Raw genomic sequence first — 18,938 nt, forward strand, 5'->3', positions numbered from 1 at the left:
ACGAATAAACATATGAAAAAATATTTTTTAACCACTGTATTAGTTACAGTATTTACATCACTGTCATGGGCGCAACAACTAGCATTTCCAACTGCTGAAGGTTATGGTAAATTTACTACCGGAGGTCGTGGTGGTGAGGTATTCGAAGTTACAAACTTAAACGATTCTGGAGAAGGAAGTTTACGTGCCGCCGTTGAAGCATCTGGACCAAGAACTGTTGTATTCCGAGTTTCTGGAACCATAAATCTTAAAAGTAATTTAGAAATTAAAAAACCATTTATTACCATAGCTGGACAAACAGCTCCTGGAGATGGTATAACGCTGAGAGCACGCCCCCTTATAATCCGCGCAGATGATGTTATTGTTCGTTACATTAGAGTGCGTTTGGGTGACGAATCTGGAGATGCTACGGATGGTGTTACAAGCAGATTTACAAACAATCTTATCTTAGATCATCTTTCTGTAAGTTGGAGTATAGATGAAACCATGTCGGTTTACCAAGGAACCAATACCACAGTGCAATGGTGTATCGTAGCTGAAAGTTTATATATGTCGAATCATACCAAAGGTAGCGATCATGGGTATGGGGGTATTTGGGGATCCAACTACAGTACGTTTCACCACAATTTACTAGCGCATCATTCCAGCCGAAATCCACGATTTGTTTCAGGAGCTGGTAATACCGACTACCGAAATAATGTAGTATATAATTGGGGGTTCCATGCTTCCTATGGTGGTGAAGTTGTTCAACCAAAAAAAGAAGATAAATATAATTTCACCAATATCAATATGGTGGCTAATTACTATAAGCCAGGACCTGCAACAGTTCCTGGTAAAAGAACCAATAGATTCGTTGCGCCATGGTCTCGAAACAAAGCTGAAGATTATGGAAAATGGTATCTTTCTGATAATTTTCTTGTAGGAAATCCTGAAATATCCGCAAATAACTGGAAAGGTGGTGTGCAACCACAAGATGGTGATGACTATATTGAGGGGCTTAAATTAAGTGAACCTTGGCCTGCCATGCCAATCAATCAACAAACGGCAGAAAATGCTTATCATTCTGTTCTTGAAAATGCAGGAACGAGCCTTCCTAAACGAGATACTGTAGACCTTCGTATTATTGATGAAGTTAGAAATGGATATGCCACCTTTGAAGGTTCTGCGTACAAAACCAAACATGAAGTTAAAGATCTATCTAAGAAAACGGGGATTATTGATTCTCAGGAAAACGTAGGTGGTTGGCCAGAACTAAAAAGCACTCCCGCCCCACTCGATACAGATCATGATGGTATGCCTGATGCTTGGGAAATTAAGAACAAACTAAATCCAAAAAATGCTAACGACAGAAATAATATTGGTAAAGATGGGTATACCATGCTAGAACTATATTTAAACAGTATAAAAAACTAAAAACATATTACTCGACATCACATAATTTATAAATATATATTCTAATGAAAAAATATTTTTTTACTATACTAGTTATTACATTGTGTTTATCACCTTCATGGTCTCAGCAATTATCATTTCCAACTGCTGAAGGTTATGGTAAATACACTGTTGGAGGGCGCGGTGGCGACGTTTACGAAGTTACCAATCTCAACGATTCTGGCGAAGGAAGTTTACGTAATGCCATTGAAGCTTCTGGGCCAAGAACCGTTATATTCAAAACTTCTGGAACAATAATTCTTAAAAGTGATTTAAGAATTAAAAATCCTAATATCACCATTGCTGGTCAAACAGCTCCAGGAGATGGTATTACATTACGTGCCTACCCGCTACTCATTGATGCAGATGAGGTCATTATCCGATACATAAGAGTAAGACTCGGTAATGAATCAGGTGATGATACAGATGCCATAACCAGTCGATATAAGAAGAACATTATCCTTGACCATGTATCAGCTAGTTGGAGTATTGATGAAACCATGTCAGTTTATCATGGTGAAAATGTAACTATACAATGGTGTATCATTTCAGAAAGCCTATACATGTCTAACCATAAAAAAGGTAGTGATCATGGTTATGGAGGTATTTGGGGTTCCAACTACAGTACGTTTCACCACAATTTAATAGCAAATCACTCAAGCCGAAATGTGCGTTTTGCTTCAGGTTGTCAAAATGTAGATTATAGAAATAATGTCGTGTATAACTGGGGTTATAAAAGTACTTATGGTGGTGAAGTAGTGCAATTAAAAGCAGAAGATCGTTTTAATTTTACCAATATCAATATGGTAGCTAACTATTATAAACCAGGCCCTGCGACTGAACCAGGAGACGTTTCACACCAGTTAGCAAATCCTTGGTCACGTAACGGAGATAGTGACTATGGTAAATGGTATATTGCTAATAATGTCATGGTAGGTAGCCCCGAAGTAACTACAGATAACTGGAAAGGTGTTGTACCTTCATTAACAGCTATTAAAGATGTACAAGAATATAAATTAAGTAATTTAGGGGCACTTCCAAGTTTAAAACTTGATAAGCCTTGGCCTGCAATGGCAATAAATCAGCAATCAGCTGAACAAGCCTATCAAGAAGTTCTAAAAAAAGCAGGAGCTATTTTACCTAAAAGAGATGCTGTAGATTCTCGTATTATTGAAGAAGCTAAAAACGGATATGCTACTTATGAAGGTGTAACCTATAAAAAGCAACACAAAGTGGCCGATATCTCTAAAAAAACAGGAATTATCGATTCACAAGAAGAAGTAGGTGGTTGGCCAGAATTAAAAAGCACTCCTGCTCCTAAAGATACAGACCATGATGGTATGCCAGATGCTTGGGAAAAGAAAAATAAACTGAATCCAAAAAACGCCAGTGATAGAAACAAAATTGGTGCAGATGGCTACACCATGTTAGAAATATATTTAAATAACATAAAGTAAAAACAACAAATTAAAGAAACATTCATGAATAAGCATTTTACAGCTTTACTCGTTTTTATACTAATATTTTCTGTTTCAAATTCGCAACAACTGGCATTTCCAGGTGCTGAAGGGTTTGGTGCGTATTCTAAAGGCGGACGAGGTGGACAAGTAATTGAAGTAACGAATTTACTTGATGACCTAGACGGATCTATCGAAGGTAGTTTACGTTGGGCATTTAAAAAGAGTACATCTGAACCTACAACTATTGTTTTCAGAGTTTCTGGTATTATTAATTTGAAAACACAATTAAGAGGGAAGTTTACTAAAGGTTTAACACTTGCTGGTCAAACAGCTCCTGGCGATGGTATTTGTATTAGTGGAAACAAAGTTAACCTCGGTGGAAGTTCAAATCTAATTATTCGTCATATTCGATTTAGAATTGGACTGGATGAAGATGATAAATTTATCGAAGGTGGCTCTTTAGGTCTCGAAAATGCGAACCATGTTATTATTGATCATTGCACATTCGGGTGGTCTAGTGAAGAAAACATGACCATGTATGATAATGATTTCACAACCGTTCAATGGTGTATTGTACACGAAGGCCTTTTCGCTTCGGGCCATGCCAAAGGTGCTCGCAGTTATGGGGCACAGTGGGGCGGACAAAATGCAACCTATCACCATAATCTACTAGCACATAACTATAGCAGAAGTCCAAGATTTAATGGTAGCAAGCATCATGATAAAAATGTAAAATACGAGTATGTAAACAATGTTAATTATAACTGGGGAAAAACAAATGCTGCTTATGGTGCTTATATTGAAATAGCAGATGGTACTTATAACTGCAATTTCATTAATAACTATTATAAACCAGGCCCTGCACATCCTGGTAGTGAAACTTCATTTTTCGCTGAATCTTTACATCATGGTATTCAAGGAGATTCACTAATTGCTAAATGGTATATGCATGGAAATATAATGGAAGGCGTTGCTAATAAAGCACTAAATAAAGATAATTCTCTTGGATTAAATGCTGAACGTTATGAAGCAGTTAATGTTCCTAGATCTGCATTAATAGCTAAAGCCCCCTTTAAAATGCCACATACACTTCATGTAGAATCAGCAAAAGATGCCTACAAAAGTGTCCTTGAAGAAGCTGGAGCATTTCCTAGAGATATCGTTGACGAGCGTATTGTAAGCGAAGTGAAGAGTGGAACTGCTTCTGGAAAAGGAACAACTGAAAAATATCAAGATAAAAGAAAAGATAACGGTTACATAGACAATCCTTTTTATGGTAAAACTAAGGGTATCATTGACAACCCTGCTTTAGCTTTTGGTGATAATGCTTTTCCAGAATATAAAACTTATAAAGTTCCTATGGATACAGACCATGATGGTATGCCTGATGCTTGGGAAAATAAAAATGGACTGAATCCAAATAATTCTGATGATAGAAACCACATAGGTAAAGACGGATATACCATGTTGGAAATATATCTCAATCAAATATTATAAGAGTCATCAATTTAAACTAAAAATTAAATTAACACTATGAAAAATTACTTTTTAACATTGCTCCTTTTGGTATTAAGCTCAAATATTTCAATATCTCAACAATTAGCCTTCCCAACAGCAGAAGGCTTTGGAGCTTATTCTAAAGGCGGACGCGGCGGACAAGTACTTTATGTTACTAACCTTAATGATGAAGGCCAAGGAAGCTTACGTTGGGCGGTAGAACAACAAGGGCCGCGTACAGTGGTATTTGCAGTTTCAGGAACTATTGAACTAAAGAAAAGATTGAACATAGAAAATCCTTATTTAACTATTGCAGGGCAAACCGCTCCTGGAGATGGCATTTGTTTAAAAGGTGAAACCGTAAAAATACTTACTCATGATATTATTATCCGTTATATCCGTGTACGATTGGGTGATGGAAAACACGGTGAAGGAAGTAAACAAGGTAAAGATGCCATAGATATATCCATTGGTGAGAATATTATCATTGATCATTGTTCGGCTGGTTGGAGCTTAGATGAAGCACTGTCTACCTCAACAAAAAACCCTACGCTCACTAATGTTACTGTACAATGGTGTTTTATAACAGAAGCCTTAAACCCAGACAATCATGGTTATGGGTCATTAATTCGTGGTACACGAGGCGCCAAATACAGTTATTTACACAACCTGTATGCTCATAACCGTGGCCGTAATCCACGCCCAGGAAACTACGATACAAATCCACATGATGAAGATCCTGAAGGTTTATTATTGGATTTCAGAAATAACGTTTTATATAACTGGGGTGGTGGTTATGCTGGTTATAATGCCGATAAAAAAAGTGTTACTCGACTTAATTACGTTGGCAACTATCTTATTCCTGGAGCAGATTCAAATCCAACAGGAATTGCATACTCAACAGGATCACCCTACAATAGCTCTTATTTTTTTGATAATTACTATAATGACAAACTCTCTGTTAATCCTTGGGATGTTGTAAAATTTGATGAAAGTTGGACTGAAAAAAACATTCAAGATTATAAGCAAACAAAACCTTTTGAAACAGGTCCTGTAAAAACAGAAGATGCTACTATAGCTTACCAACGTGTTTTAAAAGAAGCTGGTGCTATTTTACCAAAACGTGATGCAGTAGATACTAGAATTGTGGATGGTATCAAAAACCGTACAGGTAAAATCATCAAAAGTCAAGATGAAATTGGAGGATGGCCAGAATTAAAAAGCACCTCTACTCCTATTGATTCTGATCAAGATGGTATGCCAGATGCATGGGAAAAGAAAAACAAACTGAACCCCAGAAATGCAGAAGACAGAAACAAAGTAGGTACCGACGGATACACCATGTTGGAAATTTATTTAAACAGTATTAATTGATTTAAAAAAAATGACGAAAGCAAATTCTTAAAACCATAATTAATTACAACTAAACCAATATGGAATATCTAATAAAATTAAGCAGATTAAAATTACTCCGTTTTACTTTTAGTTTAGTGATAACAGTAATTAGTACTACCGGGTTTTCACAAACAACTAATTCAAAAAAAGCAAATGGTAATGGCAATGTAACAATTTCAGGAGAACTTCGTCAATGGCATAATATAACTTTAAACCTTGCAGGGCCTTTTACCAACGAAGCCGACAAAGTTATAAATCCATTTACCGATTATCGCTTTAATGTGATTTTTAAACATGAATCTGGATCACCTAAATATACGGTTCCTGGATATTTTGCAGCCGATGGAAATGCAGCTGAATCAGGTGCTACATCGGGTGAAATCTGGCGAGCTCACCTTTCTCCTGATCGGATAGGGAAATGGACCTATACCATTTTATTTGTTAGCGGTTCAGGAGTTGCCATTTCAGATTTATCAGGTAAAACCGTTGCCCCATACCATGGAGTTACAGGTTCTTTTGAAATAAAACCAACTGATAAAAGCGGACGAGATTTCCGTGGAAAAGGACGTTTACAATATGTGGGACGTCATTATTTACAGTTTGCAGGTAATGGTGAGTATTTTCTAAAAGCAGGACCCGATTCACCTGAAACATTATTGGGTTCAGTAGATTTCGACAATACCATTGCTCGTAAAAAAAATGTACCACTTAAAACTTGGACATCACATGTTAAAGATTGGAATAATAATGATCCCGTTTGGCATAATAATAAAGGAAAAGGACTTATTGGTGCTCTTAATTATTTAGCTAGCAAAGGTGTTAATTCAATCTCTTTTCTACCATACAATGCAGGTGGCGATGGTGATAATGTTTGGCCTTTTGTGGAACGTAACGACAAATTTCATTACGATTGCTCTAAACTAGACCAGTGGGAAATCGTTTTTGCCCATGCTCAGAAACTTGGATTACACTTGCATTTTAAATTACAAGAAACAGAAATTGATGACAATAGAAAACGGAACGGTGCAAATATTATAGATATTCCACTAAAATCTGGAGAAATCGTTGCTGTACCAGAATCTCTTGACGGTGGTAAATTAGGTCCAGAGCGCAAACTCTATTTGCGTGAACTTATCGCTCGTTATGGTCATCATCTTGCATTAAACTGGAATCTTGGCGAAGAAAACACACAAACACCTGAAGAACAACGTGCCATGGCGTTGTATATCAAAGAAACAAACCCTTATAATCACAACATCGTTATTCACTCTTATCCTAATATGCAAGATCGTGTTTACACACCGCTTCTTGGAAACGGATCAGTATTAACCGGTGCATCACTGCAAAACATGTGGAATGAAACCCATGCCAAAACATTGCAGTGGGTAAAAGCTTCCGATTTAAGCGGTAAAGCATGGGTTGTGGCTAATGATGAACAAGGTTCTGCAAATCTTGGAGTCCCACCAGACCCTAATTACGATGGATTTAACGGCACCGCTGGTGAAGGAAATGATGCGTATGATTTAAATGATGTGCGCCGTTACACGCTTTGGGGAAATCTTATGGCAGGTGGTGCTGGTGTTGAATATTATTTTGGATATAAATTGACTCAAAACGACATCATCGCTGAAGATTTCAGAAGTCGTGATAAATCATGGGAATATTGCAAAATAGCCTTAGATTTTTTTAAAGACAATAACATCCCGTTTTGGGAAATGAAAAATGAAAATGAATTGGTAGGCAATTTTTCTGCTGATAATTCTATATATTGTTTTGCTAGCAAGAATGAACTCTATCTTGTTTACCTCCCACTTGGTGGTAAAGCTAATTTAGACATGACTTTAGCATCAGGTGAATTTACGCTGTCATGGTTTAATCCTCGAACTGGTGGTTCACTTTCACCAGAAACCATTATAGGAGGTGGTCAATCAGTATTACTTTCTGCACCATCTGAAAAAGAGGATTGGCTTGCTGTTGTTAAACGCAAGAAATAAAAATTAATTAATTAAAATTGAAAAAATGAAGGATAATTTAAATAGCTATACAACATTAAATAACGGACTTAAAATGCCATGGTTGGGCTTTGGTGTTTATCAAATTGAAGATGGAAATGAAGTTCAAAATGCCGTAAGTAGTGCTTTAAAATTAGGTTATAGAAGTATTGATACAGCTACTGTTTATGGCAATGAAATAGGTGTTGGAAAAGCAATAAAAGAGAGCGGAATTCCAAGAGAAGATATCTTTTTAACTACTAAAGTATGGAATGATGACCAACGTAAAAATCGAACTTTAGCTGCATTTCAAGAAAGTCTAAAACGTCTTGATACCGATTATGTTGATTTGTATTTAATACATTGGCCTGTGGCTGGTTGCTATCAAAAAACTTGGAAAGTCATGGAAGAAATTTATAAAAGTGGACGTGCTAAAGCTATTGGAGTGAGTAATTTCCTTGTTCCTCATCTTCAAGATATTTTAAATTTAAATACTATAGTGCCAAGTATTAATCAAATGGAATTCCACCCATATCTTGTACAACCGGAGTTATTAAATTTCTGCCAGAACCATCATATTCAAATGGAAGCTTGGAGTCCTTTAATGCAAGGTCATATTGTAGATGTTCCAACTGTTCAAAACATTGCTAAAAAATATAAGAAAACACCTGCTCAGATTGTTTTACGCTGGGATTTACAACATGAAGTTATAACCATTCCTAAATCAGCTAATCCCAATCGTATTATTGAGAATACTCAAATTTTTGACTTTGAGCTCTCTCAAACTGAAATGGAAGAATTAGATGCATTAGACCAGAGTAAACGTTTTGGTCCCGATCCTGCAAATTTTGATTTTTAAATAAGCATATTCTATTATGAAAAAAATAAAGATTATCACAAATATTATATTGATTTTTCTCTATCTATTTTTAAATTCAGAGCATATAGCTGCTCAAAACAAAGATTTAAAACCCAGAGTAATCGTCATGACCGATGGAGAGGTAGATGATCATAGCTCTATGATTCGGTTTTTACTTTACTCTTGTGATGTAGATTTACTTGCCATTATTGAAACCAATTCCATTTTTCAAAGAAATGGACATAGTGATGAGGATTGGTATGAAAAACAATTGGAAGCCTACAAGCAAGTGTATCCTAATCTCATTAAACACAATTCAAACTACCCTACCTATGAAAAGCTTAAAAGCATTAGTTATATAGGTGATGAAGACATTGAACATTTAAAAGATTTACGGGCTAAAAGATGGGAATTGATACCAGGAGGCGACATTAAGTTTACACCTGAAAAATGGTCTGACACTCCTGGATCAGACAAGATTGTTGAGATATTACTAGAAAAAAATCCAGCTCCAGTGTACATACAAGCATGGGGCGGTGGAAATACCGCTGCACGCGCGTTCTATAAATTAAAAACGGAGTATCCAGACCAATATGACCAAGCGATATCCAAAGTTATCATGTATAATATTTGGTATCAAGATGGTGCTGGAAACTATATTGAAAACAAACATCCGAAAGTAACTATGCTTTATTGTGGTTCTTTTGCAGGTACTTGGAATTATAGAAGTCAGAAAAACACCTATGATCTTATAAAAAATGATATTAAAAACAATCATGGGCCACTAGGTGCTTTATACCCACAAGATTATGTTAGTGAAGGAGATTCTCCAGCGTTTCTTTACTTTGTTGAAAATGGTCTTAGAAATCATGAAAATCCAGCTTATGGTGGTTGGGGTGGTAGGTTTACAAAATCTGATAAATTTGAGAATGTATATGTCGATGCAAAAGATGATGGCGATATAAAAAAATCTCTTGGTAGATGGGTAGACGATGCCAACAGAGATTTTGAAGCACGTATGACGTGGTGCATTGCTGAAAATTATAAAGATGCCAACCATGTACCAATTGTTAAACTAAAAAACACAGAAACTATAACTGTTAAGAGCGGAAAAAAAGTAAAATTGGACGCTAGTAAATCTTATGACCCAGATGGAAATAACATCACTTTTAACTGGTGGATATACAAAGATGCTGGGAGTTATGATGGATTGGTAAAACTTCAAGATTCAGACAAAGGAGTTTCATCTTTTGTTGCACCTAAAGTAAATAAAGCAGAAAACATTCATATTATTTTGGAAGTTAGAGACAACGGAGACCCTGCTCTAGTGTCTTATAAAAGAATGATCATAACTGTAAAACCATAAAACTAAACTAACTAAAAACTAAACATATGACAAAAAATGTATTAATTATTGCATTTATAACCTTTTCAATTTGCGTAAAAGGTCAAGCGCCATGGGATAATGGAAATTTAAAAGTGTCCGAGAATGAGCGTTATTTACAACATGCCAATGGCAAACCATTTTTTTGGTTGGGCGATACGTCTTGGTTATTACCAATAAGATTAAACAGAGACGAAGTGAAACTATACTTTGAAAATCGCAAAGAAAAAGGTTTTAACGTGGTACAGTGCATTTTTGTTCAAAATTACGATCATAAAAATTCTTATGATGATTACCCTTATGCAAATGATGATGTTTCGCAACCTATTCAAACTCCTGGCAATAACCCAAACAATTCAGATGAATATGATTATTTTGATCATCTAGACTACATCGTGGAAGTTGCTGCTCAAAATGGAATTTATATAGCTTTAACACCGACTTGGAGAGATTTGGTAAAAAAAGATACCAACCTCACCATTGAAAAAGCAGAATTATTTGCAGCCCATTTAGGGAATCACTTTAAAAATAAACCCAACATCATATGGGTAAATGGAGGCAGTACTAAAGGAGATACCTTTACTGAAATTTGGCAAACTATTGGTGCTACTATCAAAAAAACCGATCCAAACCATTTAATTACATTTCATCCTTTTGGTAGAATGCAATCGAGTACATGGTTTAATAATGATTCTTGGCTAGATGTAAACATGTTTGTTTCAGGGCACAGAACGTATGCTCAAGATGAAACTGGTTATGGAGAAGATAGTTGGCGTTATGTTTTAGACGATTTATCTAAAAAGCCACTTAGACCAACCTTAGATGGCGAAGCCTCCTATGAATCGCTTCCACAAGGCATTCATGACCATTCACAACCTTATTGGAAAGCAAATGATATAAGACGTTATGCATATTGGTCTGTTTTTGCAGGATCTTGTGGTCACGTATACGGTGAAAACACTGTACGTCAAGTATATAAAGAAGGAGAAAATGCTCCTGAAAGCGGCGCAAAATTATCTTTTGTTGAAGCTTTAGATGTTGAAGGTGCTTTTGAACTACAATACTTAAAAAATCTTATTTTATCTCGCCCTTACTTTGAACGAATGAATGATCAATCGGTTGTTGCTGGTGATGAAGGTGAAAAATACAATCGCATTTTGGTATCAAAAGGAAAAGACTATCTAATGGCTTATAATTATACAGGACGCAATTTTACAATTCAAATGGGTAAAATTTCTGGAGAAAAAGTAATTGCCTGGTGGTACGATACCCGAACCGGTTCGTCACAAAAAATTGGTGAATTTGAAAATAAAGGCAAGCTTACTTTTAATCCGCCTGGTACAAAATTTAACGGAAACGACTGGGTATTGCTTCTTGATAATAAATCAAAAAAATTCAATACTCCAGGTATTGTAATTCAGTAGTTTACTGTCAAAAAATGACTAAATTTATAAAATTATTAAAATTTAAATACTAATAAAAATGACTAAATTAAACACCGACAGAAATACACTAAAATTTAATAAACGCTTTCAGGTAAAGATTATTAAAGCATTAATTATTTTCTTGTTTTTTGGAACAAGTGTCATTTTAGCACAAGAAAAACCAAGAGTTTTTGTATTGACTGATATTGAAAATGAACCTGATGATGCTATGTCACTGGTTCGCTTCTTAGTGTATGCTAATAATTATGATATAGAAGGGTTGGCTGCCACCACTTCTATTCATCAACAGCATGAAATCGCAACCTATCGCGTCAAAGAAATCGTGGAAGCTTATAGTAAAGTAAGGGATAATCTAGAAAAGCATGAATCAGGTTTCCCAACAGGAGACTACTTAAAATCTATAATTACAGAAGGGCTATCTGAATATGGTGTAAAAGCCGTTGGTAAAGGGAAAGATTCTAATGCCTCTGAATTGCTAATAAAAACGGTTGATAAAAACGATCCAAGACCATTATGGGTAACTGTTTGGGGCGGACCAAATGTTTTAGGACAAGCGCTATGGAAAGTAAAACAAACGCGATCTGCTAAGGAACTTCAGAAATTTGTTTCAAAACTTCGTGTATATGCTATTTCAGATCAAGACGATAGTGGCCCATGGATCCGTAAAGAATTCCCAGAATTATTTTACGTTATAAGCCCAGGGTTTAATCAAGGAGGTGCTTATCATCATGCCACTTGGAGTGGTATTAGTGGCGACTTTTTTCATGCGCGATGTGAAGGCGGTGATTTTAGTACGGTTACTAACGAATGGCTTGAAAAAAATATAAGAAAAAAAGGACCTTTAGGTGCTGAATACCCGCTATGGGAATACTTAATGGAAGGTGATACACCTTCATTTTTATCACTAATCAACAATGGATTAAACAACCCTGAACATCCTGAATATGGTGGCTGGGGAGGTCGTTATGAATTATATACACCAAGAATGCAAAAATGGCATCTTTATCCAGAAAGCAGACCAATCTACTCGGATGCTGATGATGAAGTATTAGGTGTTGATGGACGTTGGCACGATGGAAATCATGAAACCATTTGGAGATGGAGAAATGCGTTTCAATACGATTTTGCAGCGAGAATGGATTGGACAATTAAAGATTATGATGAAGCCAACCACCCACCTATCGCTAAACTAGGTCACGATAATAATTTAGTGGCTAAAAAAGGGGATAAAGTGATGCTAAGTGCAAAAGGTTCTAACGACCCTGATGGTGACGCACTTTCATATGAGTGGTTTTTATATTCAGAGGCTGGAACATTTCCGCTTTCAAGTGCCCGTAGTGGACAACCTTTAGAAATTCAGAATTTTGACCAACAAGAAGCTTCTTTCGTAGTTCCTACAAAACGTATTATGGAACCTGGAATTGGAACTATGCACATTATTTTAGCAGTTACAGATCATGGAACGCCAAGGTTAACTCGCTATCAACGTATTATTGTTACTATTAAAGAATAATAAATAAGTTAAATATTAAAAAATGAAAAAAATACCATTTTTAAGTTTTATACTTCTGTTTTTAACAGTACAAACTGAGGTTAATAGTCAAAATCAAAAAACAAGAGTTATTGTCACTTCAGACGGAGAAATAGATGATGAATGTTCTATGGTAAGATTCCTACTGTATGCGAACGAATGGGATGTTGAAGGTATTATTACCTCTAGTTCTCAATATCACTGGCAAGGACATAAATGGGCGGGCGATGATTGGATTAATCCTTATCTTGATGCCTATGAAAACGTCTATCCTAATTTAATAAAGCACAGCCAAGATTATCCTACTCCTGAATATTTAAAATCTATTAATTTTTTAGGCAATGTTGAAGCCCAAGGCGAAATGAACGCCATCACCCCTGGTTCAGAACATATTGCGAAAGTATTACTAGATGAATCGGATAATAGGCACATCTGGATTCAAGCATGGGGAGGTACAAACACTATTGCAAGAGCCTTAAAAACCATTGAAGAAGAGCATCCTGATAAAATGGAATACGTAGCTAATAAACTTCGCTTTTTCTTCATTTGGGAACAAGATGATACGTATCAAAAGTACATTCGTCCGCATTGGGGTAAGTATAATATTCAAACCATTATATGCGATCAATTTTGGGCCGTTGCTTACCAATGGGATAAGATAATCCCAGAAGATAAAATAAGCTATTTTAGAAATGATTGGATGAAATCTAACATTCTAGAAAATCATGGGTCGCTTTGTTCTTTATATGAAGCCTATAAAGGTGATGGTGATAACGAAGGATTTAGAGCCGAAAACCATAAAAAGAAAGGCGATTTTAGATCTGAAGGAGATTCTCCTGCTTTTATATATGCAATTCCAACAGGACTGCGCTCTTTAGAATCACCAAATTATGGTGGTTGGGGTGGTCGCTATGTGAATGTTAGAGAAAACACTTGGTTAGATCCAGTACCTGAAGCCAACTACACCTACCCAGAAGGACGCTGGTTTACACAAACAGCATGGGGACGAAACTATATGCGTAATATATATCCTGAAAATCAGGATTTAATGAATGCCTATTTTAATCCTATAACGAGATGGGTAGATGCTTTACAGAATGATTTTGCAGCTCGTGCAGATTGGTGTGTTAAATCTTATGAAGAAGCCAACCACCCACCCATTGTAAAACTTAAAAATGCCATAGATATTTATGCAAAACCTGGCGACAAAATTAAACTTGATGGTAAAGGAACAATTGATCCTGATGGTGATAAACTTAAATATGCTTGGTGGCAACATAATGAAGCTGGAACTTATATTCATAGTATTTCTATAATAAATTCTACCGAACAAAAGGCTTCATTTACAGTTCCAAAAAATGCAGAAAAAGGACAAACTATTCATATTATTTATGAAGTAAAAGATAGTGGAACTCCCCAGCTAACTAGATATCAACGTATTATTATAACTATAAAGTAATAAATAAGCACTATGTATAAACAGTTTAGCATTACATTAATCTTGTGCATAATATTTCTATTTTCTTTTAAAATGATAGCACAATCACCATGGCAACAACATGGTAAACTGGAAGTATCCACAAACGGTCATTATATTCAACATAAAGATAAAAACCCTTTTCTATGGATTGGAGACACTGGTTGGGGAATGATTCAACAGTTAACAAGAGAAGAAATTGACCAATATTTAGATAGTCGTCAGGCACTAGGTTTTACAGTAATTCAAACTGTAGCTCATTGGTCACCTCATGGTGGAGGTATTAATAGAAGTCCGGATAACGCTGTAAATGCATATGGACATAGACCTTTTACTGGAGATGAAAAATCACCAAACACATCAGAACCTCTAGTAGTTAAAGGTGGTTCTTCAACATCCCCTAACGACTATTGGGATCATGTTGATTATGCCATTGAAGCAGTAAAAAAACGAAACATGTATATAGCACTTTTACCATGTTGGGCTTCTGAACTAGTTACTGGTACAGGACAATATACAACAGAGGAAGCCAAAACTTATGGTGAATTTATTGGGAAAAGATACGGAAAAGAACCACATGTTATTTGGGTACTTGGTGGTGATACCAAAGCACAATTTGATGGGTATGACAAGAATCAAAAATACAGCCAATACGATTACCGTGATATTTATAGAGCAATGGCAGAAGGGATTGTTAAAGGAGCGACTAATAAAACCCCTGCTTGGAATGAAAAACATTCCGCTTGGGACGAGGTTTTTTTAACTTACCATCCTAATGGAGATTATCCTTACGGATCATCACAATGGTTTCATGAAGATACTTGGCAAGATGTAAATGGTGTGGAAGTTTGGAAAGAAGTAAATGATGTATATAGAGCTATGCTAAATGATTATCAATTAAAAAACCCTGTTAAACCAAGCTTGTTCTTAGAAGGTTCTTATGAATATGGCACCTATCGTCATGAATGTGGATGGGTAACGCCAGTTAGAGTTCGCAGACAATTTTATCAAACATTTTTTGCTGGTGGGGCTGGACATACCTATGGAGCTGCTCCTATTTGGGCCATGAGAGGCAATGAAGGTGATTATAATTGTGGCTATACTTGGCAAGAAGCCTTAAATTTCCCTGGGGCAATTCAAATAGCAAAAATTGGGAAACCATTTTTAATAGACCACAAGTGGAATGAATGGATTCCAAACGGGAATGTTATTTCTGGAGTTGGTGAAAATGAAAGTTTAAAAACTGCCGTTACTACAAAATCAGGAGATATGGCATTGATTTATTTCTCTAACAACTCTAGTTGTCGTGTAAACAATGTTTTGAATAAAGATGCTGAAGCATACTGGTTTTATCCTAGAAATGGAGAAATAGAGAAAGTCTCTTCTTTTAAAGATAATGAATCGAAAGCTATGGTACCTCCATCAAATTGGGAAGATGCTATATTAGTATTGAAAAATTAAAATCATAAAATAAAACTTAAATTCCAATATGAATACATTTAAATACATATTAATTGTACTTTTTATAGTACCTCAAATACATTTACTTAATGCTCAAGAAAACAGCTCTAGTAGAATTCCGGAATATGAAATTCCATATGAATTCCCTGAAGTTGATAACATCAAGGAGGTTTTAAATAGAATTCGTGTTTATTATGAAGCTTCGAGTCCTCAAACTATAGTGGATGGTCAAACAGGAAAAGAAATAACCAACTTTAAAACATTCAATTTAAATGCTGAACCATCCAAAGGTTTTTCAAGCGAATTCTCTTATACTCATGGTGTTGTACTTTCAGCTTTTGATTATATAGAGGATGTAACAGGAGATAAAGCCTTTTTCTCTAATAACATTAAATTTTATGATTATGTGCTTAAAAATTTACCATATTTTCAAAAAAATTCAAAAAAAATAACCAAAGAAAAAATTGGAAGTTGGGGCAGAATTCTAAATTTTCATGCACTTGACGACTGTGGTTCTATTAGCGCAGCAATGATTAAAACTTATTTAAAAAATAAAAATGAAAATTATTTAAAATTAATCAATCAAGCTGCCGATCATATTTCAAATAACCAATTTCGTTTAGAAAATGGCACATTAGCAAGAAACCGTCCACAATACGAATCGGTATGGGCAGATGATATGTACATGAGTGTTCCTTTTCTAGCGAATATGGGTGTATTGACTGGTGACAACAAATATTTTGATGATGCTGTAAAACAAGTGCTTCAAATGGGCGATAAATTATATATAAAAGATAAGGAATTGTTTGACCATGGTTGGAATGTTACTTCAGGTGATTATGACCCACATTTTTACTGGGGACGCGCAAATGGATGGGTTTTAATGTCCATGGCTGAATTGCTGAGTGTTTTACCTGATGATTACAAAGGGAGAGATGAAATTCTGCACTTATACCGTTCGATGGTGCGTTCCTTAGCAAATTTGCAAGACGGAACAGGATTCTGGCATAATCTGTTGGATAAAAGTGATACCTATACAGAAACATCTTGTACAGCCATGTTTACTTTTGCTATTGCTAAAGGTATTAATGAAGGTTGGGTTAGTCATGTTTACGGTCCTGTGGCCCTAACAGGTTGGAACGCAACTAAAACACGCGTACTTGAAAATGGTGCCGTAGATGGTACTTGTGAAGGTACAACGTTCGCACACGACAACACTTACTATTATAATAGAGGAAAAAGCATTTATGCGACTCATGGCTATGGCCCTGTGCTTTATGCGGGTGCGGAAATGATTAAGCTATTACAAAATGACACCCTTGAAATTCAAAAAGCAAAAGATAACTCTGTGAATAGCACGTATCATTTTATTCTAAAAAGTGAATGGCCAAATAAACACTAAGTTTACTAAGCCATTTTATATTTTTAGACAATCTACTAAAACAAAAAGCACCAATTATATGGTGCTTTTTGTTTATTGTTTTTTATCATTAATTATTAATTGCCAACCTAAATAGGCATCATTTACAATATCATTATTTTTATTTGGGTCATAACGTTTAATCATTTCACTAGGCAATTTTGGTAGTTCTTCAAAATTTTTCCAAAGTTTTACGCCCAATCCAGAAATTAAAGCTGCTCCCCATGCTGAAACATCGGTAATTCCCATGTTGGTTATTGGGGTTTTTAATAAATCTGCGATAAATTGCATTAAAAACTTATTGGCAGTAATACCTCCGTTTACTTTTAATTCTTTTAAAGATGTTTTCGTTTCTTTTTCAATAGAATGAATAACATCTTTTATTTGAAATGCAATTGATTCTAAACTTGCTCTCACTAAATGCGCTTTGGTTGTTCCGAAAGTTAATCCATGAACAGAAGCTTTCCAATCTTTTTGCCAATAAGGTGCTCCCATACCACTAAAAGCTGGGATTAAATAAACACCTTCATTGTTTTCTAACGAGGTTGCCATAGGTTCAATATCACTATAAGTGGTAAAAACATCTAATTGATTTTTCAACCATTCAATAGTAGAACCACAACTTACTATCACGCCTTCTAGAGCATAATTTACTTGGCCTTCAACACTCCATCCAATAGTGGTTAGCATACCGTTTTGAATATCTTTAGAAATATTCTCAGCATGCCATAAAATAGATGAACCTGTACCTAAAGTGGCTTTTGCCATACCATTAGTAAAACATTCTTCACCAAAGAAAGCTGCTTGAGAATCGCCAATAATTCCTGTTATAGGAAGCGCATTTTTAAAAGCCCCTTCAAAAGTTGAATCCCCAAAATGGTCGGATGAAAATGTAACCTCTGGCAAATTTATATTTTCTATACCAAATGTTTTCAAAAGCGATTTATCCCATTCCAAATTATAAATATTATAGAATAAAGTTCTCGATGCGTTTGTATATTCTGATTTAAAACTTTTGTGATTAGTAAGTTTGTAAAGCAACCAAGTATCAACCGTTCCAAAGTAGGCGTCTCCATCATGGATGGCTTTTTTTACTTTATCATTATTTTCATTAAGCCATATAACTTTTGTTGCTGAAAAATAAGGGTCAATAGTTAAACCTGTACTCGAATTTATAGCTTTTTCTAAATTACTTTCTTTTAAACGCTCACAAACTTCAACAGATCGTTTACATTGCCAAACTACTGCATTATGTAATGGATTTCCGTTTTTATCCCATAATACAAAAGTTTCCCGTTGGTTAGAAATACCACAAGAAACAACACTGTTTTCTTCGCCTGGAAATTGTTCGTTAAATTGATTCATACAATTTTTAACGGCGTTTATAACCGACTGATAAATCTCCATAGGATCCTGCTCTACAAAACTAGATTGGGGATAGTATGATTTTAAAGATTCAGTAGTTTTAATAACAACTTTTCCAAATTCATCAAAGATTATAGCTTTAGTACCACTCGTTCCTTGATCGATGGATAAAATATATGATTTAGACATAATAATTTTTACTTTAAATAAAGACTTTTTTTT

At 35.4% G+C, this 18,938-nt stretch carries 13 protein-coding genes; 12 read left to right on the forward strand and 1 reads right to left on the reverse strand.

The window, feature by feature from the left end:
• Positions 1-12: 12 nt before the first annotated feature.
• From QLS71_RS18870 to QLS71_RS18925, 12 genes are all read left to right on the forward strand, one after another.
• The gene (locus QLS71_RS18870) at positions 13-1,413 is read left to right on the forward strand and encodes a pectate lyase (protein ID WP_308992176.1); all 1,401 of its coding nucleotides are present in this window, start codon (positions 13-15) and stop codon (positions 1,411-1,413) included.
• A 44-nt stretch (positions 1,414-1,457) separates the two neighbouring features.
• On the forward strand, positions 1,458-2,888 hold the full coding sequence (locus QLS71_RS18875; protein WP_308992175.1) for a pectate lyase: 1,431 nt from the start codon (positions 1,458-1,460) through the stop codon (positions 2,886-2,888).
• A gap of 24 nt (positions 2,889-2,912) precedes the next feature.
• Positions 2,913-4,388 (forward strand): hypothetical protein, encoded by a 1,476-nt coding sequence (locus QLS71_RS18880; protein ID WP_308992174.1) that lies wholly within the window; start codon positions 2,913-2,915, stop codon positions 4,386-4,388.
• A 36-nt stretch (positions 4,389-4,424) separates the two neighbouring features.
• A complete protein-coding gene (locus QLS71_RS18885; protein WP_308992173.1) occupies positions 4,425-5,762 on the forward strand; it encodes a hypothetical protein in 1,338 nt (445 codons plus the stop codon).
• A 59-nt stretch (positions 5,763-5,821) separates the two neighbouring features.
• Positions 5,822-7,777 (forward strand): DUF5060 domain-containing protein, encoded by a 1,956-nt coding sequence (locus QLS71_RS18890; protein ID WP_308992172.1) that lies wholly within the window; start codon positions 5,822-5,824, stop codon positions 7,775-7,777.
• Positions 7,778-7,802: 25 nt separating this feature from the next.
• Positions 7,803-8,633, forward strand: coding sequence for an aldo/keto reductase (locus QLS71_RS18895; RefSeq protein ID WP_308992171.1), 831 nt, complete (start codon positions 7,803-7,805; stop codon positions 8,631-8,633).
• 16 nt (positions 8,634-8,649) lie between these two features.
• Positions 8,650-9,999 (forward strand): nucleoside hydrolase-like domain-containing protein, encoded by a 1,350-nt coding sequence (locus QLS71_RS18900; RefSeq protein WP_308992170.1) that lies wholly within the window; start codon positions 8,650-8,652, stop codon positions 9,997-9,999.
• Positions 10,000-10,025: 26 nt separating this feature from the next.
• Positions 10,026-11,441: a glycoside hydrolase family 140 protein gene (locus QLS71_RS18905; protein WP_308992169.1), complete on the forward strand. Its 1,416-nt coding sequence runs from the start codon at positions 10,026-10,028 to the stop codon at positions 11,439-11,441.
• Between the two features lie 58 nt (positions 11,442-11,499).
• Positions 11,500-12,975 (forward strand): nucleoside hydrolase-like domain-containing protein, encoded by a 1,476-nt coding sequence (locus tag QLS71_RS18910; RefSeq protein ID WP_308992168.1) that lies wholly within the window; start codon positions 11,500-11,502, stop codon positions 12,973-12,975.
• Between the two features lie 22 nt (positions 12,976-12,997).
• Entirely contained in the window at positions 12,998-14,452 is a 1,455-nt protein-coding gene (locus tag QLS71_RS18915) for a nucleoside hydrolase-like domain-containing protein (protein ID WP_308992167.1), read from the forward strand.
• 72 nt (positions 14,453-14,524) lie between these two features.
• Positions 14,525-15,931 carry a DUF4038 domain-containing protein gene (locus QLS71_RS18920; RefSeq protein WP_308992166.1) on the forward strand — a complete coding sequence of 469 codons (1,407 nt, stop codon included), beginning with the start codon at positions 14,525-14,527 and terminating at the stop codon, positions 15,929-15,931.
• A gap of 28 nt (positions 15,932-15,959) precedes the next feature.
• Positions 15,960-17,333: a glycoside hydrolase family 88 protein gene (locus QLS71_RS18925; protein WP_308992165.1), complete on the forward strand. Its 1,374-nt coding sequence runs from the start codon at positions 15,960-15,962 to the stop codon at positions 17,331-17,333.
• Between the two features lie 72 nt (positions 17,334-17,405).
• Here QLS71_RS18925 and QLS71_RS18930 read toward each other — a convergent pair whose 3' ends face one another.
• On the reverse strand, positions 17,406-18,905 hold the full coding sequence (locus tag QLS71_RS18930) for a glycerol kinase GlpK (protein WP_308992164.1): 1,500 nt from the start codon (positions 18,903-18,905) through the stop codon (positions 17,406-17,408).
• Positions 18,906-18,938 lie beyond the last annotated feature (33 nt).

Source organism: Mariniflexile litorale (assembly GCF_031128465.2).
Lineage (GTDB): Bacteria > Bacteroidota > Bacteroidia > Flavobacteriales > Flavobacteriaceae > Mariniflexile > Mariniflexile litorale.

Coding starts and splice junctions, on each gene's coding strand:
- QLS71_RS18870 (WP_308992176.1), top strand. CDS start 13: ATGAAAAAATATTTTTTAACCACTGTATTAGTTACAGTATTTACATCA.
- QLS71_RS18875 (WP_308992175.1), top strand. CDS start 1,458: ATGAAAAAATATTTTTTTACTATACTAGTTATTACATTGTGTTTATCA.
- QLS71_RS18880 (WP_308992174.1), top strand. CDS start 2,913: ATGAATAAGCATTTTACAGCTTTACTCGTTTTTATACTAATATTTTCT.
- QLS71_RS18885 (WP_308992173.1), top strand. CDS start 4,425: ATGAAAAATTACTTTTTAACATTGCTCCTTTTGGTATTAAGCTCAAAT.
- QLS71_RS18890 (WP_308992172.1), top strand. CDS start 5,822: ATGGAATATCTAATAAAATTAAGCAGATTAAAATTACTCCGTTTTACT.
- QLS71_RS18895 (WP_308992171.1), top strand. CDS start 7,803: ATGAAGGATAATTTAAATAGCTATACAACATTAAATAACGGACTTAAA.
- QLS71_RS18900 (WP_308992170.1), top strand. CDS start 8,650: ATGAAAAAAATAAAGATTATCACAAATATTATATTGATTTTTCTCTAT.
- QLS71_RS18905 (WP_308992169.1), top strand. CDS start 10,026: ATGACAAAAAATGTATTAATTATTGCATTTATAACCTTTTCAATTTGC.
- QLS71_RS18910 (WP_308992168.1), top strand. CDS start 11,500: ATGACTAAATTAAACACCGACAGAAATACACTAAAATTTAATAAACGC.
- QLS71_RS18915 (WP_308992167.1), top strand. CDS start 12,998: ATGAAAAAAATACCATTTTTAAGTTTTATACTTCTGTTTTTAACAGTA.
- QLS71_RS18920 (WP_308992166.1), top strand. CDS start 14,525: ATGATAGCACAATCACCATGGCAACAACATGGTAAACTGGAAGTATCC.
- QLS71_RS18925 (WP_308992165.1), top strand. CDS start 15,960: ATGAATACATTTAAATACATATTAATTGTACTTTTTATAGTACCTCAA.
- QLS71_RS18930 (WP_308992164.1), bottom strand. CDS start 18,905: ATGTCTAAATCATATATTTTATCCATCGATCAAGGAACGAGTGGTACT.